Consider the following 18,507-nt stretch of genomic DNA (forward strand, 5'->3'; position numbering starts at 1 on the left):
ATCCATTTTTCGCCCCCTCCCCCAATAAGACTAATATCAATCACATAGTTTAATATCTTTTACATAGGTATTCGGCGACATCCAAGAGATTCTTGGACATACTAAATAGCCATCACTCTTTAACTTATAATGCACATAGAAAGATATGGGGAAACTTAAAACAAGTGCAACAATAGCTATCATACCCAGATATTTAACATAAGCATCATGATACCTTGGGATACGTGTTGTTAAATTTAAATAAATAGAACAAATCAAGAAATAAAAAACCAATGGAAAGAAAAAAAACGCAATTATTATCCCATTGGAAAAAGAGATTACCTCAGCCATTGTAATCAATGAAAATAGACTATCAACAGAAGCAAACATACCCAAAGATACCAGAGACAATACAAAAACCGCCAAGATAATATGAATTATTTTTCTTTTACTATCCACAACCATATTACTCATATCAATCACACAGTTTAATATCTTTTACATAGGTATTAGGCGACATCCAAGATATTCTTGAACATACCAAATAGTTATCACTCTTTAATTTATAATTCACATACAAAGATGTAGGAAAACTTAAAAAAAGTGAAATAATGGCTATCGATCCAAAATATTTATTAAAACTATCATGATACTTAGGATAATGACCAGTTATACTAACAAAAATAATAAAGAATAAAGAATAAAAAATCAAAGGAGAAAAAAAGAATATAATAATAACACTACTTGAAAATGTTATTTTCTCATCCATTTTAACTAAAGAGATTAAATTTTCTCCTGTCAAAAAGAAACCAAATGACGTCAAAATAAAAATAGCAAGAGCACCAATAATATGTACAATCTTTTTTTTACTGTCCATAATTCCCCCAGTTCTCAAGGAATTGATTGAAGTCAAATACAACAATATCAATCACACAGTTTAATATCTTTCACATAAGTATTCGGCGACGTCCAAGATATCCTTGGACATACTAAATAGCCATCATTTTTTAACTTATAATTCACATACAAAGATGTAGGAAAACCTAAAAAAAATGAAATAATAGCTATCGTCCCAAAATATTTGTTAAAACTATCATGGTATTTAGGATAACGGCCAGTTATATTAACAAAAATAACAAAAATAACATAATAAAAAACCAAAGGAGAAGAAAAAAATATCATAAAAACACCACCTGAGAATATTATTTTTTCATCCATTTTAATTAAAGAATTTAAATTCCCCCCCGTCAAAAAGAAAGTGAATGACGTTAGAATGAAAATAAAAATAGCGCAGATGATATGTATAACCTTTCTTTTATTTCCCATAACTCCCCCAGTTATGAAGAAATTGGTTGAAATTAGCTTCTGGAGATCTTGGTTTCCTTTCCACTTCTTTTCTGATTAAATTAATTACATTCTCACTAATTTTAAATCTTTTATCTATAATATCAAGTGAATATGTCATTACAAAACCTACAATAAATACAACAAAAGCCACACCAACTACACTGGCACCAGCAATAGATGTAGCTATCATTACAGACCCAAAAGTCCAAGCAACACAGGCTGTTATTACTGCCTTAGCCAGATCCACAGCAATATTACCTAGAAAATCAGCCAGCGTGTATTCATCCTTAAATATAAGCTCAACCGTTCGATAAGCTGCAGAAAAGAATATGCTGAACTTCATTCCCTTAACTATGCCACTATTCAGTCCTTGCTGCCCAATCCCCATAGATATCACCTTCATGTTAGAAGCTTTATATCTTGAAGCAGTAATGATCTTTCTAACCCCCGCATAACCTGATATTTTAATATATCTGTTTCCATCTTTACCCATATATTCTGTCGCTTTAATTCCTAATTTTTTAAACTCTCCTATAACATTAAAAAGATCAAAAGAATCATGTATGTTACCTGCATAGGGTGATATGGGATCGGTAATCTCAAATATTTTCTTTATAAATGGACTTTTGGGTTTTGGCGAATCAATATCTTCCAGCACACCTTTCGCTTCATCTAACGATAGCAGCGCAATATAGGTTGTATTCTCTCTTAACTGCTTTTCGAGACCAATGGCATCAAAGAATTCATGCTGAGGTTTTAATTGGTTAGCCCCAACATGACCTCTCAGGAAATCTCCCATATAGCCCTCCAGCGAGGGGTTGTATTTTTTATATGTCATCGTGAAACCCTTTTCACATTTCTTAAAACCAAAAATTATCACATTAGTGTTTAACCGCTGGAGTTTCCAATTTGAGTGAAAGAACACGACCATCTGAAATCTTCATGTCGATCGCACAGGCTTGAGTTGACAACAATAGCTCAAAACACTGCATCATCATCATTGCCAATTTTTCTTCTGGAATTAACGGGCTATTCACTAATACGTCAGTGAGCTGTTGTAATAACTCTTGCCTATCTCTATCGTTCATATGGCTAACCCCATTAACAATTAAGAATTCGAAGATAGCACTATATTACATAAAAAATAGTCATGTCGACTACATAATAGCAAAATGTTAAACAAATGCAGAACGCCTATAGTTAAGTTACTGTATAATAATACAAAATAACGCCTGATGTTTAAGGTGAAAGTAATAAATACATTATTGAGCAAAGAATTTCAAACTCCATTTTCTATATTTATGTTTCTATCCTTCAAGAAAGAAATTCAATATTGAACTATTAATCTCTTTCTATTTTGGTGTTAAGGTCGTACTTTCATCGCCTAGACATACAGTCTTAGGTAATTCAATTAAAGAGTTTGTATGGTAATTACTTATGTCACATATAATTTATTTATCTTTAGATGGTAAGAAACAAGGTTTAATTTCTGCCGGTTGTTCAACGCTAGACTCCATAGGAAACCGATACCAACAGGGGCACGAAGATCAAATACAGGTATTGAATTTGAATCACACGATAACTCGCGAAAAAAATGTCGATCATCACCCTATACAATTTATCAAGCCAATAGATAAATCATCCCCGCTATTAGCAGCCGCTATATCTTCAAACGAACTACTGAATGCGATTTTCTTCTTTTACAGAACAAATATGGCTGGACAATTAGAGCTTTTCTATGAAGTCAAATTAACAGAAGCGAGTGTTGTTGACATTTCTTGCGTCTACCCGCATTCAATAAACGATCATGAAATGATGCCGTACGAAAAAGTCTTTCTCAAATATAGATCCATATCCTGGAATCACATAACTGCCGGTACATCTGCCTATAGCATATGGGATGATAGAATTTATTAAAAATAAGACGAGCTAAGCATATATACCCTATGGATTTCAAGTTGCATCGCGACGGCAAGGGAACGAATCCCCGGGAGCATAGATAACTATGTGACCGGGGTGAGCAAGTGCAGCCAACAAAGAGGCAGCTTGAAAGATGACGGGTATATACTTAGCTCTGCTTACTCATATACTAATAAGCCGACTTTAACTGATTGAATCACTATTATGAAGATAAAAGATTCCTAATCCTCAACACATTTTAAATAATTAACACCGTGATAGTAATCACATTTTAAGAATAAATGATTTTTTATCATCGATTCCAGAATATTCCATCAAAAAAACAATATGAAAATCAATCTCAACAATATAGTTACCGAAAGTCGCAATCCAGCCAGTGCCAACATTGATACTCTGCCAACCCTTGAAATGTTAAAACTAATTAATGACGAAGATAAAAAAGTCGCACTGGCTGTAGAGCAAACTTTGCCGAAAATCGCTGAAACGGTAGACAAAATTGTCGAAGCATTTCGTCAGGGAGGTCGTTTAATTTATATCGGTGCCGGTACATCGGGCCGATTAGGGATTTTGGATGCCAGTGAGTGTCCGCCCACTTATGGCACCAAACCGGAACAAGTGGTTGGATTAATCGCCGGTGGGCATCAAGCCATTCTACATGCGGTTGAGAATGCAGAAGATAACCAACAACTAGGCGCAAATGATCTTCAAGCGCTAAACTTTAATGCAAAAGATGTACTGGTTGGCATTGCCGCCAGTGGCCGCACACCTTATGTCTTGGGTGCAATGGCGTATGCGAAATCCGTTGGTGCCACCGTTGTCTGCATTAGTTGCAACCCGGAAAGCCCGATGACACAAGCAGCCGATATCGCCATTACACCGATAGTTGGGCCGGAAATTGTCACAGGTTCATCACGTATGAAAGCCGGTACAGCACAAAAGCTAATTCTGAATATGTTGACCACCGGCGCCATGATCCGTACAGGTAAAGTTTACGGCAACCTGATGGTGGACGTAGAAGCGACGAATGCCAAACTGGTTGAAAGGCAGAAAAATATTGTTATGGCCGCCGCAGAATGTAACCGTGAACAAGCAGAGCAGGCACTGGCTGAATGTGATGGACATTGTAAAACCGCCATTGTGATGATTCTGGCGGGCGTCAATGCTCAACAAGCAAAGGCTTTACTGGAAAAACATCACGGTTTTATTCGACCGACGATCTCAGCCGTTCGGTAACGACTTCCCCTGCTGAGAAGGAGTAAGAAGATGGCTAAAATTAACCACACAGTCATTGCCCAGATCCTTAAAGCCATCGGCAATGCAAATAATGTAGCGCAATGTGGCAACTGTATGACCCGTCTGCGACTAACACTACGCGATAATACGCAGGTGGATAAAGTGGCGTTAAAACAGCTCCCCAATGTGTTAGGTATTATTGAAAGCGACGATCAGTTTCAGATTGTGCTTGGGCCGGGAAAAGCCCAAGCAGCGGCTGAAATAATGAATGAATTGCTAAATTCTTCTACCCATACAGCACAATCGAAACCAAACGACACTAATTTAACCAATATTGCTTCTGCTAATAAAAAGCAACTTAAAGAGAAACAAGTCAGTGCAGTACACAAATTCCTGACCAAATTCGCTACCATTTTTACCCCATTGATCCCCGGTTTTATTGCCGTAGGTCTGCTTCTCGGCTTTGCTACTTTACTTGAACAGGTAGCCATTCAAGGCGTTGAACACCCTAATACCATTTTGGTTGAAATCATCGGCTATATGAAAGTTTTCAGTAAAGGCATGTTCAGCTTTCTGAGTATTCTGATCGGTTATAACGCGCAAAAAGCATTTGGCGGCTCGGGAATAAATGGTGCCATTATTGCTTCGCTGTTTGTACTCAGTTATAACCCGGATGCCACCAGCGGTTTTTATTCCGGTATTGCTACTTTCTTTGGTTATAGCATCGATCCGCGCGGCAATATTATCGGCGTTCTTATCGCCGCTATTTTGGGAGCAGGGGTAGAACGGCAAGTTCGTAAGATTATCCCGGATAATCTCGATATGATCCTCACTTCGGCTATTACTCTGCTAATCATGGGGGCCATTGCTTTTATCTTTATCATGCCGCTGGGGAGTTATCTGTTTAGCGGCATGTCATTGTTATTCCTTCACCTTAACGGCAATCCTTTTGGCACGGCGATATTGGCTGGGCTATTTTTACTCGCTGTTATGTTTGGTATTCACCAAGGGTTTGTTCCCGTCTATTTCGCACTCATGGAGGCACAAGGCTTTAATTCTCTGTTCCCAATTCTTGCAATGGCGGGCGGCGGACAGGTTGGTGCAGCGTTGGCACTGTATGTCAAAGCGAAAAAAGACTCTCTGCTGCGCACGCAAATAAAAGGCGCGATTATTCCAGGCTTGCTCGGCATCGGTGAACCTTTGATTTATGGGGTAACATTGCCGAGAATCAAGCCCTTTATTACCGCCTGTTTGGGCGGTGCCGCCGGCGGTTTCTTTATCGGTTTGGTCGCCTATTTGGGATTACCTGTTGGGTTGAATACGGTTTTTGGTCCATCTGGATTGGTAGCACTGCCACTGATGACCTCGAACAGCGGTATTTTTGTCGGAATGGCAGTATATGCTACCGGGCTGGTGGTGGCTTATATCAGTGGTTTTATGCTGACCCTGATCTTCGGGAGTAAAAAAATAGAGACGCTTAAAGCCGATGTCCAAAGCCAAAAAGAATGAATAAATATTCTTTATAACCAAAATGCAATTTATGGATGAATTACCCAAGCCAAATCAATGGCACGCAGGTTGCCGTCAATATACCCATCGTAATATTGAACAGAAACCAAGCATTGCGACTACGGAGTAACGTCCCAATCAATGAACCAAAGCCCGCCCACACCATGCCGCACAAGACATTAATAAACATCACCACGATACTGATCACGACGATGGAATAGAGGTAATGATCACCAGCAATACTGTAGCTGCCAACCGCACCCAACCCCATCAGCCAGGCTTTCGGATTCAAAAACTGCAATAACCAACCTTGATACCACCGCACTGGCTTAATAACAGCACTATCTTTGGTATCCAGACGTCGGTAACTGGCTGTTGCTGTTTTCCATGCCAACCACAGCAAATAGAGGCTACCTGCAATTTTCATAACCGTGTGAATAGCAGGATAGACCAACAGCAACGCCGCTATTCCGAAAGCAGACAGATATAAAATCGTCTGCATGCCCAGAACAACGCCAAAGAGCAATCCCAAAGAGCGGATAAAGCCGAAGTTAGCGCCTGATGACGTCAGCAACATGTTGTTTGGCCCCGGTGTAATGGAAGAAATAAATAAAAAAGCGGTTAATGAAAAAATTAGGCTTGCTGTCATGAAGAGTTACCTTTCATCCTGAATAATGGCATTTCCCTTCCATAGAAAATATCAGTATGTTATTCACCATACAAGATAACTAATCAATTTAACTCGAAACTATTATGACTGATATCTTTCGTCCTCTCACCGGAGCCAGTAATCCGCATGTGCAGACACTACTCCCGCGTCTGGTGCGGCGGTATCCTGAACTGCAACCCTATTGGCAACGACTTAGTTTACCGGATAACGATTTTGTTGATCTGGCGTGGAGTGAAGATCCCGCCATCGCAGCACACAAGCCACGCTTGATCCTATTTCATGGTCTGGAAGGCAGTTTCCACAGCCCTTATGCCCACGGTTTGCTTCATGTCTGCCAGAAAAAAGGCTGGCTTGGTGTTGTCATGCATTTCCGCGGATGCAGTGGTGAACCAAACCGCCAAAAACGCCTCTATCATTCTGGCGAAACAAGCGATGCCCGTTATTTTCTAAGCTGGTTAAAACAGACCTACGGTGATGCACCCACATCAGCCGTAGGTTATTCAATCGGCGGTAATATGCTGGCCTGCTATCTGGCAGAAGAAAAAACAGATGCTCAGATCAATGCTGCCGTTATTGTTTCTGCTCCTCTGATGCTGGCAGCCTGTTCCCTGCGGATAGAAAAAGGATTTTCTCAGGTTTATGAACGCTATTTACTTAATAGCCTGAAACGTAATGCCACCCGTAAATTGTTACGCTACCCCGGTTCACTCCCCATTAATCTGTCTCAGGTAAAAAGATTGAAACATATTCGAGAATTTGATGAAATTGTAACCGCAAAAATCCACGGCTTTAAAAATGCAGCGGACTACTACCGCCAGTGCAGTGCTCTGCCGCGTCTGCCTGATATTACTGTGCCACTGCTGATTATTCATGCTAAAGACGATCCTTTTATGGCACCGGAAGTTATCCCTGATCTCAAAATGTTACCCAAAAATATTGAATATCAAATGACAGAATATGGTGGACATGTCGGCTTTGTCAGTGGTTCGTTGAAGAAACCACAAATGTGGCTGGAACAACGCATCCCAAATTGGCTGTCAACTTATCTGGAGCAACCACAATGATTATTCCGTGGCAACAACTGGAACCCGAAACTTTGCTAAATTTGATAGAGAGTTTTATCTTGCGGGAAGGCACTGATTATGGCGAAGATGAAAAATCGCTGGAGCAGAAGGTCTCTGACATTCGCCGTCAGTTGGAACGGGGAGATGTTATGCTGGTGTGGTCTGAACTGCATGAGAGCATCAATATTGTGCCAAAAGAAATGTTCCATTCTTAACGTTATGGAGTTTACTGAATGTCTGTCAAACATCCGATTATTGCAATTACCGGCTCCAGCGGTGCCGGAACAACAACCACCAGTTTAGCTTTCCGTAAGATTTTCCAGCAACTTAACATCAGTGCCGCCCAGATAGAAGGAGATAGTTTCCACCGTTACACCCGCCCTGAAATGGATGCCGCAATCCGTAAGGCCAAAGAGCAAGGCAGGCACATCAGTTATTTTGGGCCAGAAGCCAATGACTTTGGCATGCTGGAAAAAACCATGATCGATTATGGTGAAACCGGTGAAGGACGCCGTCGGAAATATCTTCATACCTATGACGATGCCGTCCCTTACAACCAGCTCCCCGGTACCTTTACGCCGTGGGAATCCTTACCTAAGCAGACTGATGTACTGTTTTATGAAGGTCTGCACGGTGGCGTTGTCACACCACAACATAATGTTGCCAGTCATGTTGATCTGCTCGTGGGCGTCGTGCCGATTGTCAACCTTGAATGGATACAGAAACTTGTCCGCGATACCGGAGAACGAGGACACTCGCAGGAAGCTGTGATGGATTCCGTCGTGCGTTCTATGGATGATTATATTAACTACATTACGCCACAATTCTCGCGAACACATATCAACTTCCAACGTGTCCCTACCGTTGATACATCCAATCCATTCTCAGCCAAAGCCATTCCATCACTGGATGAAAGTTTTATTGTCATCCGCTTCCGTGATCTGACTCAAATTGATTTCCCATACTTGTTAGCAATGTTACAAGGCTCATTCGTTTCAAGCATTAATACCATCGTGGTCCCCGGTGGAAAAATGGGATTAGCAATGGAATTAATTATGACGCCATTGGTACAGCGATTACTGGAAGGGGAAAAGATTTGTTAATCAGCGCCTGAGGTCAATTTAGCAAATCCGGCACTTAAAATTTGCATCTTATATTATTCAGTTAAAAAAACAGGTAACTGAGATAATTAGTTACCTGTTGTTATTTTTTAATCAAAAATAATTTCTCAATCTATCTCTTGAATTTCAAAACTGTGGGTAATTTCAACTGATTTCCCCAACATCAACGAAACAGAGCAATATTTTTCCGCGGAAAGCATGACTGCACGTTCAACCGCTTTATCTATTAAATCCTTACCCGTAACAATAAAATGCAGATTAATATGGGTGAACAAGCGTGGCGCTTCTTCACGACGGCGGGAAGTTAATTTTACTTCACAATCTCTGATGTCATATCTGCCTTTCTGCAAAATAGAAACGACATCAACCGTACTGCAACCACCGGCTGCTATTAATACCATTTCCATTGGACTCGGTGCCTTATCGCCGGCATTACCATCCATCATGATCTGATGACCGGAAGATGACTCCCCCAAAAGAGACAATCCTTCAACCCATTTTACCCGCGCTTGCATAAATACCTCTTAAGTCGTTCTTTGCATCCAAGCCTACTCTTTCAGTATTAAGCTAGCAATCTAATGAGCGATTTATTATGCTGAAACAATACAAGACAAGACAGAAGCCTTTTCCTGTGTTAAAAACAGAAGTGCGCCAGGTATATATAGGTTAAGATCAATACCCTAGTGTTCAAATTTCAGATAACCTATATAAAACCCTTACCTGTCGGTTTTTCAACAAACTAATATGTTAAGCTAGTGTCTTTATAAGCCAGCCTGACGAGAAACTTTTAGATTCTCGTGTTATTTAGGCAGCGATAACAACAGAGGATGAAACGAATGGTTCTCGGCAAACCACAAACAGACCCCACTCTTGAATGGTTTTTGTCACACTGCCATATTCATAAATATCCATCTAAAAGTACGCTTATTCATCAAGGCGAAAAAGCAGAGACGCTTTACTACATCGTAAAAGGCTCTGTTGCGGTTTTGATTAAAGATGAAGAAGGCAAAGAGATGATCCTCTCCTATTTAAATCAGGGGGATTTCATTGGTGAACTTGGATTATTTGAAGAGGGGCAAGAGCGTACAGCCTGGGTACGGGCCAAAAGCGCCTGTGAAGTAGCTGAAATCTCCTATAAAAAATTCCGTCAACTGATTCAGGTAAACCCGGATATTTTGATGCGTTTATCTGCCCAAATGGCAAACCGTTTGCAAACAACTTCTGAGAAAGTCGGTAATCTGGCTTTCCTGGATGTTACCGGCCGGATTGCCCAAACTTTATTGAATCTGGCGAAACAACCAGATGCAATGACCCACCCGGATGGAATGCAAATCAAAATAACGCGTCAGGAAATTGGTCAGATTGTTGGCTGTTCCCGCGAAACGGTTGGTCGCATTCTGAAAATGCTAGAAGATCAAAACTTGATCTCCGCACACGGTAAAACTATTGTTGTTTACGGTACACGTTAATGCCTGATTAATCAGCGCATAATCCTGCGCTGATTTCTCTTGTATTTAATTACACCAACGGGTTAATTGCCTGCTCTAACCGCGCCATTCCTTGAGCAATCTCTTCCTCACTAATAATCAACGAAGGCGTGAAACGCAGTACATCACCCCCCGCACTCAACAACATTAAGCCATTTTCAGCCGCCAGTTGTAGAATATCTTTGGCTTTTCCCTGATACGGTGCTTTGAGTTCCGCACCAATCAGCAAACCCTTTCCTCGGATTTCACCAAATATCGCATGTTTCTGATTGATATCATTCAGAAAATTCACCATCAAATTATGGCGTTTTTCAACTCCTTCCAGAACTGTTGGTGTATTAATAATATCAAAAGCCGCATTTGCAACTGCACAAGCCAACGGATTACCGCCGTAAGTTGTACCGTGAGCTCCCGGCGTCATCGCTGAAGCAATATTCTCTGTCGTCAGCATAGCGCTAATAGGGAAGCCATTTCCCAATGCTTTTGCTGTGGTAATGATGTCCGGCGTAACATCATAATACATATAAGAAAATAGCTTACCGGTACGTCCCATCCCACTTTGCACTTCATCAAACACCAACAGCACCTGATGTTTATCGCAAAGCTCACGCAACCCACGAATAAATGCCGGTGCTGCCGGCGTGACTCCCCCTTCTCCCTGTACAGGCTCCAATACAACAGCACAAGTATGGTCATCTACGACGGCCTTCACTGCATCTAAATCATTAAAAGGCACATGAATAATATCCGCGGGTTTTGGCCCAAAACCATCAGCATATTTTGGCTGACCACCCACGGAAACAGTAAATAAGGTGCGACCATGAAAACCCTGATGAAATGCGATAATTTTGGTTTTATAGGGACTGTGACGCGTAATAGCATAGTGGCGAGCCAGTTTAAATGCCGCTTCATTCGCTTCTGCTCCTGAGTTGGCAAAAAATACCCGCTCAGCAAAAGTCGCATCAATTAGTTTCTGCGCCAGAATCAAAGCCGGTTCATTGGTAAAAATGTTACTGATATGCCAAAGTTTCTCCCCTTGCTGCTTCAAAACATCCACTAACGCAGGATGACAATGGCCCAAAGCCACAACAGCAATCCCTCCCGCAAAATCAATATACTCTTTCCCTTGCTGATCCCATACACGACTACCCTGCCCTCTCACCGGAATAAACTGCGCTGGTGAATAAATTGGCAACATAACTTGATCGTATGCGTTTCTATCTACTGCGGTATGCTCCTTCATTTTCCCACCCGTTTTCTATATACGCCATTCAAAAGTGAAATTATAATCACTAAATATGCATAAAAAATCAAAGATGGGCAAATGAAAAAGATGGATAAATGAAGAAATTATCGGTATCTGGTTAATATCTCAGAAAGTTGCTCAGCAACTGGTGACCTTGCTCACTGAGAATACTTTCAGGGTGGAACTGCACCCCTTCCAGCGGTAGAGTGCGATGACGAATGCCCATAATTTCATCGACATTGCCGTTATGCTGGCTCCATGCGGTGACTTCAAATGAGGCTGGTAATGTCTCTGCGGCAATGACCAATGAATGGTAACGAGTCGCGGTTAATGGCCGGTTAAGCCCTTTGAACACACCTTGCTGATTATGGTGAATAGCAGAAGTTTTCCCGTGCATCACTTCCCTGGCTTTTACCACGCTGGCACCAAACGCCTGCCCAATTGCCTGATGTCCAAGACAAACACCAAGAATCGGCAACTTATCCGAAAAATGAGAAATCGCAGCCAGAGAAATGCCAGCTTCATTTGGGGTACAAGGGCCTGGGGAAATCACCAGATGAGTGGGCATCAATCTCTCAATATCTTCAAGTTGCAGTTCATCATTACGCTTAACTAAAACATCCATACCCAATTCACAAAAATATTGATATAAGTTATATGTAAAAGAATCATAGTTATCTATTATTAGTAACATAGGAGTCTATCCTACTCATTTTTATCGCTGTATTTGTTGCCCTGCCACTCCTGCAATTTGTTTATCCTGCACAACTGGCTCCAGGTAAAACGGCCTCGCGACAACGGGGCGGCTATCATAGCACATCAATATTTGTAGCATAGTACAACAAAATCAATGGCTGTTTTTTCCTTAATCAACTTATCTCTCATACCCTACAAAACATATGCTCTATTTTGATATTCAATAAGTAAAGGTAATTGTTATGAAGACAAAACTGATTATAGCATCTCTTTTTTCACTGTCCTTCTCCACGCTGGCTGTTACTAAAACTGCTAACATTTTCTTCCCGGAAAAAGGGGTGGTTTGTGATAAAAAAGGAAAATATTGCGCTGATCAACAAGGGCTATCGCTAAAATTAACCGAAAGGTATTTAGGGAAAAGAGCCGCAGGACGCCTGAAAAAAGAGTTTGGTGATGGGCAATATATTGATTTTTCATCTTACACTTTAAGTAATGGGGTACACTGTGAGAGTAAAGAGAAAAAATGTTACAAAGACAGATATTATCCACGAACCGAAGTAAATAAAGAATTTACCCAAAAGATATATGAATAATGGCGAAACTGGCCTTCATTTAATGCAGGCCAGTTTGTTAATCTGATGAGAGTTAACCGGAAGACCAGAAACTGCCACAGCCAAAGTGAGAGGAAAAAATTAAGGAATAATCTCCGCCGACAGAATAACAACAGGTTTAACCGGTACATTCTGATATGGACCAACGTTTTCCGTTTTGACTTGAGAAATTTTATCCACAACATCCATGCCTTTTACAACCTTACCAAATACTGCATAACCAAAGTCACGCTGACCATGATCAAGGAAAGCATTATCCGCTACATTAATAAAAAATTGGCTGGTGGCGCTGTCTTTATCAGCGGTACGTGCCATAGAGATAGTTCCGCGTAAATTACGCAGTCCATTATCTGCCTCATTTTTAATAGCAGCTTTAGTCGCTTTTTGCTGCAAATCTTTGGTAAAACCACCACCTTGCACCATAAATCCAGGGATTACCCGATGGAAGATTGTATTGTTGTAATAACCCTCATTGACGTATTCAATAAAGTTTTTCGTTGTAATTGGAGCTTTCTGATTATTTAATTCCAGTTCAATATTACCCTCCGTTGTTGTCAGCTTCACGTGGATTTCTCCCACCGCCAAAGCCAGAGGCGCCATTGCGCTCAGAGAGCATGCAGTTACAAGTGCTACTAAAATACGTTTAAACATTCTGGGTTCCTATATTATTAAGGTCAACAACACAAACTGAATCAATTCTAATAATCTCTTCAACATCGTGCTTAATATTTACCTACATTTACGCTATCAATCGATAGGTACTTTGAAGAAAAATGTATCTTTTCAATAACAGGTTAGATTTTATTTCATAAACCGAGCGTCATCAGTAACAAAATAGCAAGCTTGGTTCAACCCATCAGAAATATGTCATTATTTTTAATCCTGTCAACCAACAGTGGCTATCGGTATAATCTTCTTTGCCATATATTCGGCGCATTTCTCAGGGAGATAATCATTTTGACCATCAAAAACCACAACTATCATATGACCCGTTTTATCACGAGCGCACCTGATATTCGCCATCTGCCTCAAGATATGGGCATTGAAGTCGCGTTTGCCGGTCGCTCAAATGCAGGTAAATCTAGCGCTCTGAATGCTCTGACGAAACAGAAAAGCCTCGCCCGTACCAGTAAAACGCCTGGCCGAACTCAACTCATCAATTTATTCGAAGTAGAAGAAGGTATTAGCCTGGTTGACTTACCGGGTTATGGCTATGCCGAAGTACCAGAAGAGATGAAACGCAAATGGCAAAAAGCATTGGGTGAATATCTGCAAAAACGTGAATGCCTGATCGGGCTGGTCGTACTGATGGATATCCGTCACCCATTGAAAGATCTTGATCAGCAGATGATCCAATGGGCAGTCGCAATGCAAGTACCGGTTATGGTGTTATTGACTAAAGCCGACAAACTGGCATCTGGCGCCCGTAAAAGTCAACTGAATAAGGTTCGTGACACCTTACTCGCGCTGAATGGGGATATTCAAGTGGAATATTTCTCAGCCCCGAAAAAAATCGGTATCGATAAACTACAACAGAAGCTGGATATATGGTTCAGCCAGAAAGCCGTTCAAGTTGAAAACCATAGTTAGTTGAAAACCATAGTTAATACAGTCTTTTTCATTCCCACCAATTAAATGCAGATGAAAAAAATGCCCCAGTCGAAATTGACTGGGGCAGCTAATATTCAGCTAAATCCGATTACGTGAAGTAAAAGGTCTGAAAGATAGAACATCTTACCTCTGTACCCTACGCCAATAACTCTACCCTATTTTATTTATTAGAAAAAGCCTTTTTGTAATTTATTTTCAGAAATTATCTCGATTCAGCCCAGAATTTTGCTCATTTTGACAACATTAAATGTAGTTTAATTACATATTTATGCGATCTGGATCTAAGATAGTGCTTCATCAGGTACAAATCACAATAATAACTCTCCATTAGAATGGGAAGAAAACGTCTATTTTTTCAGCCTTGCGAGCAAACGGCAAGAGAGTCGGCTGGGGAGGCGGAGATTTTGTAGCGCATGGTGAATATGACTAATGCATTATTGCACATGGCTTATAATCACTTAACATGTTAGATCGTCAAAGAGAGGAAAAACTTAACATACTGCGTTGGCATCAGGAAGAACCAATGTCCCAACGCAGTTGCTGATATTCTTAACTGTATTAGCTCAGCCTATCACTTATCAAACTGGCATATTAGTGCGCCTGATCCCAATTGTCACCGATACCTACATCTACTTTCAGTGGAACATCAAGCACCATACTCTTCTCCATCAATTCACGAATTTTCTGTTCTGCATATTCAAGTTGTGACTCATGGACTTCGAATACCAGCTCATCGTGAACCTGCATAATCATACGAACTTTCGGTTCTTCATTGATAATCCAGTCATCTACCGCAATCATCGCTTTTTTGATGATATCCGCCGCAGTTCCCTGCATTGGCGCATTAATAGCTTCACGCTCTGCTGCCTTACGGCGCATGGCATTGCGAGATTTGATATCTGACAGATAAAGACGACGGCCATCCAGCGTTTCAACGTAACCCTGCTCTTCCGCTTGTTTACGAGTACGCTCCATATACGCCAATACCCCCGGATAGCGCTCAAAATAGAGATCCATATAGCGTTGCGCTTCACCGCGAGGAATACCTAACTGACGGGAAAGACCAAATGCACTCATGCCATAGATCAAACCAAAGTTAATCGCCTTAGCACTACGGCGCTGCTCACTAGTTACCTGTTCCAGTGGCAAACCAAAGACTTCCGCCGCCGTTGCCCGGTGAATGTCTTTCCCCTCAGCAAAAGCTTTCAACAACCCTTGATCTTGAGATAAATGGGCCATTATCCGCAACTCAATCTGAGAATAGTCAGCGGCCATAATCCGGTAACTTTCAGGTGCCACAAATGCCTGACGAATGCGGCGGCCCTCTTCATTACGGACAGGAATATTTTGCAAATTAGGATCACGTGAAGAAAGACGCCCAGTTGCCGTTACCGCTTGGTGGTAAGAAGTATGCACCCGTTTGGTCAGCGGATGGACCATCTGTGGTAATTTATCGGTGTAAGTAGATTTCAATTTTGCCAACCCACGATGCTCTAAGATCACTTTCGGCAATGCATGGGTATCTGCCAACTCTTCCAATACTTTTTCATTAGTGGATGGCGCACCATTTGGCGTTTTCTTTACCACCGGCAATTGCAATTTTTCAAACAATATCGTCTGTAACTGTTTTGGCGAAGCCAGATTGAAAACCTCACCTGCCAATTCATGTGCTTCTTTTTCCAACTCATCCAGACGGACGGTGATCTCTTTTGAATGCTCAGCCAAAATATTTGCATCAATTAGCACACCTGTACGTTCCATACGGGAAAGCACCATGACCAATGGCATTTCTGTATTCAGAAATACCTTTTCTAGCGTCGGCGCTTTCTCCAATTGCGGCCACATAACCTGATGCAGCAATAAAGTGACATCTGCATCTTCTGCGGCGTACATTGCGGCCTGCTCTACCGGGACCTGATTAAAAGTGAGCTGATTTTTACCTTTACCAGCAATCTCTTCAAAAGTCGTGGTCTTATGATTCAGATGACGTTCAGCCAAACTATCCATATCATGCCGACCCATACCTGCAACACTATTAAGTATGTAAGATTCCAGCATGGTATCGTAAGCAATGCCTTGCAGTTCAATGCCGTAACGCGCCAACACACCACGATCAAACTTAATATTCTGACCAATTTTCAGCAGGCTACTATCTTCAAGTAGCGGTTTTAATGCAGCCAACACAACTTCTCTGTCAAGTTGTTCAGGCGCCCCCAGATAGTCATGGCCTAGCGGTAGATAAGCCGCATCGCCGGCAGAAATTGCAAATGACACCCCCACCAGATTAGCAGTCAAAGTATCAAGGCTGTCAGTTTCAGTATCAAAAGCAAAAACAGGCGCTTTTTTCAACTTCTCAATCCACTCATCAAAGCGTTGCTGATCAAGAATAGTCTGATAATTATCAGAAGAGAGTGTGGCCGCAACAGATTTATCTTCCGTCGGAGATGATTCATCATTACCAGTGGATACCGGTTTTTTGCCTTTCTCTGCCAGCCAATCGCCGTTTGCCACATCACTTAACCAGCGTTTGAACTCATAACGAGAAAACAACTGATGCAGTTTCTCCGTATCAGGCTCTTTGACTGACAAAGCAACACAGGTTTTATCCAACTCAACATCTGTTTTGATAGTTGCCAGTTTATAGGAGAGATAAGCGACATCTTTATGCTGCACCATCTTATCCGCCAGCGTTTTCGCCCCACGGAAACTGAGCCCGGCAATTTTATCCAAATTGGCAAAGATATCATCCATGCCACCAATCCCTTGCAGTAATCCCAGTGCGGTTTTTTCTCCCACCCCAGGTACGCCAGGAATATTGTCAGAAGAGTCTCCCATCAATGCCAGAAAATCGATAATCAGATCTGGCGGCACACCATACTTTTCAACGACGTCTTCCGGCCCCAAAATGGTGTTATTCATGGTATTGATAAGCGTGATATTTGGAGTGACCAGTTGCGCCATATCTTTATCGCCAGTGCTGATAAGTACTGCACGCCCCTCTTTTTCTGCCTGTAACGCCAAAGTCCCGATAACATCATCAGCTTCTACTCCTGGCACCACCAGCAATGGTAATCCCATAGCTTCGACCATCTGATGTAGCGGTTCTATTTGAGTACGCAGATCATCCGGCATAGGAGGACGATGAGACTTATACTCAGCGAACAACTCATCACGAAAAGTTTTGCCTTTAGCATCAAATATCACCGCGACATGGCTTGGTTTGTACTGCATTATCAAGCTGCGTAGCATATTCAATACACCATACATTGCTCCGGTCGGCTCTCCTGCGCTATTTGTCAGCGGAGGGAAAGCATGATAAGCACGATAAAGGTATGAGGAGCCATCAACCAAAATCAGGGGATTGTCTGCTATCTGAGCCATAAATATTCTTTATTATCTGTATCTGTTACGGGTGTATAAGGAAATAGGATGCCACAGCAAGAAGTAGGAAACGAATTTTATGTGAATTTTCTTTACTGAAACCCGATTCAGATATTCACATCCTGCTATAAATTCTGTGGATAACTTTGTGCATAGATATTACAAGTTTTATTTAGGTATCGATAGTTGATAAAAAAAACTTATCAACCTCAGGTAAAAAATCAATGACTTATAATCTTAGTCATTAAACTGTCATATTTCCTTATAGATCACAGAGTTGTGGATATAACCCGAGTTTGTCTTACAAAAAAGTCTTTCTGACACGCATTGTGCCAAAGGTTCTCACTCCGGCACATGCTTATGTCATTCTATTTCAGTGTCATCTTTTCCTCCAAGAGAAGGGGTATTCCCGCCGATAGTTGTAATGTGTTTAGCAACAGTGATAAGCCCGCCAGAATGGCCAGTGTGCTTTCTCGTTTTCGTTTCTGCTGACGCCCGGAATGATCATTCCACTACAATCGGCCTGGTTTTGATAACTCAACCTGAGGTTGGAAAGACGGTATCTTATGATTTCAGTTTCTATGCTCATTTGTGTAATAGTTGGTGGGTAGGCCGTTTGTGATGTAACTTAC

Annotated in this window: 21 protein-coding genes; 9 read left to right on the forward strand and 12 right to left on the reverse strand. The window is 41.4% G+C overall.

Features of this window, described 5'->3' with window-relative positions; genetic code table 11:
* Positions 1 to 36 precede the first annotated feature (36 nt).
* The 5 genes from LGZ98_RS14405 to LGZ98_RS14425 are packed head-to-tail and all read right to left on the reverse strand — an operon-like array spanning position 37 to position 2,414.
* Positions 37 to 453, reverse strand: a complete 417-nt coding sequence (locus LGZ98_RS14405) for a DUF1240 domain-containing protein (protein WP_229015609.1) — start codon at positions 451 to 453, stop codon at positions 37 to 39.
* Position 454: 1 nt separating this feature from the next.
* Positions 455 to 856 (reverse strand): DUF1240 domain-containing protein, encoded by a 402-nt coding sequence (locus LGZ98_RS14410; RefSeq protein WP_113043103.1) that lies wholly within the window; start codon positions 854 to 856, stop codon positions 455 to 457.
* Between the two features lie 47 nt (positions 857 to 903).
* A complete protein-coding gene (locus LGZ98_RS14415; protein WP_113043104.1) occupies positions 904 to 1,305 on the reverse strand; it encodes a DUF1240 domain-containing protein in 402 nt (133 codons plus the stop codon).
* Positions 1,295 to 2,164 carry a hypothetical protein gene (locus LGZ98_RS14420; RefSeq protein WP_262978213.1) on the reverse strand — a complete coding sequence of 290 codons (870 nt, stop codon included), beginning with the start codon at positions 2,162 to 2,164 and terminating at the stop codon, positions 1,295 to 1,297. The genes LGZ98_RS14415 and LGZ98_RS14420 overlap by 11 nt, the downstream gene beginning before the upstream one ends.
* 43 nt (positions 2,165 to 2,207) lie before the next feature.
* Positions 2,208 to 2,414 carry a hypothetical protein gene (locus LGZ98_RS14425; RefSeq protein WP_113043106.1) on the reverse strand — a complete coding sequence of 69 codons (207 nt, stop codon included), beginning with the start codon at positions 2,412 to 2,414 and terminating at the stop codon, positions 2,208 to 2,210.
* Positions 2,415 to 2,763: 349 nt separating this feature from the next.
* Between LGZ98_RS14425 and LGZ98_RS14430 the strand changes: the two genes are divergently transcribed.
* From LGZ98_RS14430 to murP, 3 genes are all read left to right on the forward strand, one after another.
* The gene (locus LGZ98_RS14430) at positions 2,764 to 3,243 is read left to right on the forward strand and encodes an Hcp family type VI secretion system effector (protein WP_113043107.1); all 480 of its coding nucleotides are present in this window, start codon (positions 2,764 to 2,766) and stop codon (positions 3,241 to 3,243) included.
* Between the two features lie 330 nt (positions 3,244 to 3,573).
* A complete protein-coding gene (murQ, locus tag LGZ98_RS14435; RefSeq protein ID WP_262978214.1) occupies positions 3,574 to 4,479 on the forward strand; it encodes an N-acetylmuramic acid 6-phosphate etherase in 906 nt (301 codons plus the stop codon).
* 30 nt (positions 4,480 to 4,509) lie between these two features.
* Positions 4,510 to 5,988 (forward strand): PTS N-acetylmuramic acid transporter subunit IIBC, encoded by a 1,479-nt coding sequence (gene murP, locus LGZ98_RS14440; protein WP_262978215.1) that lies wholly within the window; start codon positions 4,510 to 4,512, stop codon positions 5,986 to 5,988.
* A gap of 40 nt (positions 5,989 to 6,028) precedes the next feature.
* On the opposite strand, the gene LGZ98_RS14445 is transcribed toward murP, so the two are convergent.
* Positions 6,029 to 6,637 carry a LysE family translocator gene (locus LGZ98_RS14445; protein WP_262978216.1) on the reverse strand — a complete coding sequence of 203 codons (609 nt, stop codon included), beginning with the start codon at positions 6,635 to 6,637 and terminating at the stop codon, positions 6,029 to 6,031.
* Between the two features lie 104 nt (positions 6,638 to 6,741).
* Here LGZ98_RS14445 and LGZ98_RS14450 point away from each other — a divergent pair, with 104 nt between their 5' ends.
* The 3 genes from LGZ98_RS14450 to LGZ98_RS14460 are packed head-to-tail and all read left to right on the forward strand — an operon-like array spanning position 6,742 to position 8,825.
* The gene (locus LGZ98_RS14450) at positions 6,742 to 7,722 is read left to right on the forward strand and encodes a hydrolase (protein WP_228900366.1); all 981 of its coding nucleotides are present in this window, start codon (positions 6,742 to 6,744) and stop codon (positions 7,720 to 7,722) included.
* Positions 7,719 to 7,937 (forward strand): YheU family protein, encoded by a 219-nt coding sequence (locus LGZ98_RS14455; RefSeq protein ID WP_113043112.1) that lies wholly within the window; start codon positions 7,719 to 7,721, stop codon positions 7,935 to 7,937. Before LGZ98_RS14450 ends, LGZ98_RS14455 begins: the two co-directional genes overlap by 4 nt.
* A gap of 18 nt (positions 7,938 to 7,955) precedes the next feature.
* Positions 7,956 to 8,825: a phosphoribulokinase gene (locus LGZ98_RS14460; protein WP_058588694.1), complete on the forward strand. Its 870-nt coding sequence runs from the start codon at positions 7,956 to 7,958 to the stop codon at positions 8,823 to 8,825.
* Between the two features lie 125 nt (positions 8,826 to 8,950).
* Here the strand turns inward: LGZ98_RS14460 and LGZ98_RS14465 are convergent, their stop codons facing one another.
* Positions 8,951 to 9,358 (reverse strand): OsmC family protein, encoded by a 408-nt coding sequence (locus LGZ98_RS14465; protein ID WP_228900368.1) that lies wholly within the window; start codon positions 9,356 to 9,358, stop codon positions 8,951 to 8,953.
* A gap of 321 nt (positions 9,359 to 9,679) precedes the next feature.
* Here LGZ98_RS14465 and crp point away from each other — a divergent pair, with 321 nt between their 5' ends.
* Positions 9,680 to 10,312, forward strand: a complete 633-nt coding sequence (gene crp / locus LGZ98_RS14470) for a cAMP-activated global transcriptional regulator CRP (RefSeq protein WP_010848517.1) — start codon at positions 9,680 to 9,682, stop codon at positions 10,310 to 10,312.
* Between the two features lie 49 nt (positions 10,313 to 10,361).
* Here crp and argD read toward each other — a convergent pair whose 3' ends face one another.
* Together argD and LGZ98_RS14480 are read right to left on the reverse strand one after the other, a co-directional pair.
* On the reverse strand, positions 10,362 to 11,573 hold the full coding sequence (gene argD, locus LGZ98_RS14475) for a bifunctional acetylornithine/succinyldiaminopimelate transaminase (protein ID WP_113043114.1): 1,212 nt from the start codon (positions 11,571 to 11,573) through the stop codon (positions 10,362 to 10,364).
* Between the two features lie 121 nt (positions 11,574 to 11,694).
* Positions 11,695 to 12,270, reverse strand: coding sequence for an aminodeoxychorismate synthase component II (locus tag LGZ98_RS14480; RefSeq protein WP_113043115.1), 576 nt, complete (start codon positions 12,268 to 12,270; stop codon positions 11,695 to 11,697).
* 244 nt (positions 12,271 to 12,514) lie between these two features.
* On the opposite strand from LGZ98_RS14480, the gene LGZ98_RS14485 reads away from it, so the two are divergent.
* Positions 12,515 to 12,865 (forward strand): YcgJ family protein, encoded by a 351-nt coding sequence (locus LGZ98_RS14485; RefSeq protein WP_112895451.1) that lies wholly within the window; start codon positions 12,515 to 12,517, stop codon positions 12,863 to 12,865.
* A 99-nt stretch (positions 12,866 to 12,964) separates the two neighbouring features.
* Here LGZ98_RS14485 and ppiA read toward each other — a convergent pair whose 3' ends face one another.
* Positions 12,965 to 13,534, reverse strand: a complete 570-nt coding sequence (gene ppiA, locus LGZ98_RS14490; protein WP_112895450.1) for a peptidylprolyl isomerase A — start codon at positions 13,532 to 13,534, stop codon at positions 12,965 to 12,967.
* Between the two features lie 306 nt (positions 13,535 to 13,840).
* Between ppiA and yihA the strand changes: the two genes are divergently transcribed.
* Positions 13,841 to 14,473, forward strand: coding sequence for a ribosome biogenesis GTP-binding protein YihA/YsxC (gene yihA / locus LGZ98_RS14495; protein ID WP_112878135.1), 633 nt, complete (start codon positions 13,841 to 13,843; stop codon positions 14,471 to 14,473).
* Between the two features lie 95 nt (positions 14,474 to 14,568).
* Here the strand turns inward: yihA and LGZ98_RS24445 are convergent, their stop codons facing one another.
* Both LGZ98_RS24445 and polA read right to left on the reverse strand, forming a co-directional pair.
* Positions 14,569 to 14,616, reverse strand: a complete 48-nt coding sequence (locus LGZ98_RS24445; RefSeq protein WP_438361642.1) for a small protein SpfP — start codon at positions 14,614 to 14,616, stop codon at positions 14,569 to 14,571.
* A gap of 469 nt (positions 14,617 to 15,085) precedes the next feature.
* Positions 15,086 to 17,875: a DNA polymerase I gene (gene polA / locus LGZ98_RS14500; RefSeq protein WP_262978217.1), complete on the reverse strand. Its 2,790-nt coding sequence runs from the start codon at positions 17,873 to 17,875 to the stop codon at positions 15,086 to 15,088.
* Positions 17,876 to 18,507: the final 632 nt, after the last annotated feature.

This window comes from Photorhabdus kayaii (assembly GCF_025384895.1).
In the GTDB taxonomy this organism is placed as follows: Bacteria; Pseudomonadota; Gammaproteobacteria; order Enterobacterales; family Enterobacteriaceae; genus Photorhabdus; species Photorhabdus kayaii.

What these genes read in the sequence shown, in the direction of transcription:
- LGZ98_RS14405 (WP_229015609.1), bottom strand. Translation starts at nt 453, where the DNA reads ATGAGTAATATGGTTGTGGATAGTAAAAGAAAAATAATTCATATTATC.
- LGZ98_RS14410 (WP_113043103.1), bottom strand. Translation starts at nt 856, where the DNA reads ATGGACAGTAAAAAAAAGATTGTACATATTATTGGTGCTCTTGCTATT.
- LGZ98_RS14415 (WP_113043104.1), bottom strand. Translation starts at nt 1,305, where the DNA reads ATGGGAAATAAAAGAAAGGTTATACATATCATCTGCGCTATTTTTATT.
- LGZ98_RS14420 (WP_262978213.1), bottom strand. Translation starts at nt 2,164, where the DNA reads ATGACATATAAAAAATACAACCCCTCGCTGGAGGGCTATATGGGAGAT.
- LGZ98_RS14425 (WP_113043106.1), bottom strand. Translation starts at nt 2,414, where the DNA reads ATGAACGATAGAGATAGGCAAGAGTTATTACAACAGCTCACTGACGTA.
- LGZ98_RS14430 (WP_113043107.1), top strand. Translation starts at nt 2,764, where the DNA reads ATGTCACATATAATTTATTTATCTTTAGATGGTAAGAAACAAGGTTTA.
- murQ (WP_262978214.1), top strand. Translation starts at nt 3,574, where the DNA reads ATGAAAATCAATCTCAACAATATAGTTACCGAAAGTCGCAATCCAGCC.
- murP (WP_262978215.1), top strand. Translation starts at nt 4,510, where the DNA reads ATGGCTAAAATTAACCACACAGTCATTGCCCAGATCCTTAAAGCCATC.
- LGZ98_RS14445 (WP_262978216.1), bottom strand. Translation starts at nt 6,637, where the DNA reads ATGACAGCAAGCCTAATTTTTTCATTAACCGCTTTTTTATTTATTTCT.
- LGZ98_RS14450 (WP_228900366.1), top strand. Translation starts at nt 6,742, where the DNA reads ATGACTGATATCTTTCGTCCTCTCACCGGAGCCAGTAATCCGCATGTG.
- LGZ98_RS14455 (WP_113043112.1), top strand. Translation starts at nt 7,719, where the DNA reads ATGATTATTCCGTGGCAACAACTGGAACCCGAAACTTTGCTAAATTTG.
- LGZ98_RS14460 (WP_058588694.1), top strand. Translation starts at nt 7,956, where the DNA reads ATGTCTGTCAAACATCCGATTATTGCAATTACCGGCTCCAGCGGTGCC.
- LGZ98_RS14465 (WP_228900368.1), bottom strand. Translation starts at nt 9,358, where the DNA reads ATGCAAGCGCGGGTAAAATGGGTTGAAGGATTGTCTCTTTTGGGGGAG.
- crp (WP_010848517.1), top strand. Translation starts at nt 9,680, where the DNA reads ATGGTTCTCGGCAAACCACAAACAGACCCCACTCTTGAATGGTTTTTG.
- argD (WP_113043114.1), bottom strand. Translation starts at nt 11,573, where the DNA reads ATGAAGGAGCATACCGCAGTAGATAGAAACGCATACGATCAAGTTATG.
- LGZ98_RS14480 (WP_113043115.1), bottom strand. Translation starts at nt 12,270, where the DNA reads ATGTTACTAATAATAGATAACTATGATTCTTTTACATATAACTTATAT.
- LGZ98_RS14485 (WP_112895451.1), top strand. Translation starts at nt 12,515, where the DNA reads ATGAAGACAAAACTGATTATAGCATCTCTTTTTTCACTGTCCTTCTCC.
- ppiA (WP_112895450.1), bottom strand. Translation starts at nt 13,534, where the DNA reads ATGTTTAAACGTATTTTAGTAGCACTTGTAACTGCATGCTCTCTGAGC.
- polA (WP_262978217.1), bottom strand. Translation starts at nt 17,875, where the DNA reads ATGGCTCAGATAGCAGACAATCCCCTGATTTTGGTTGATGGCTCCTCA.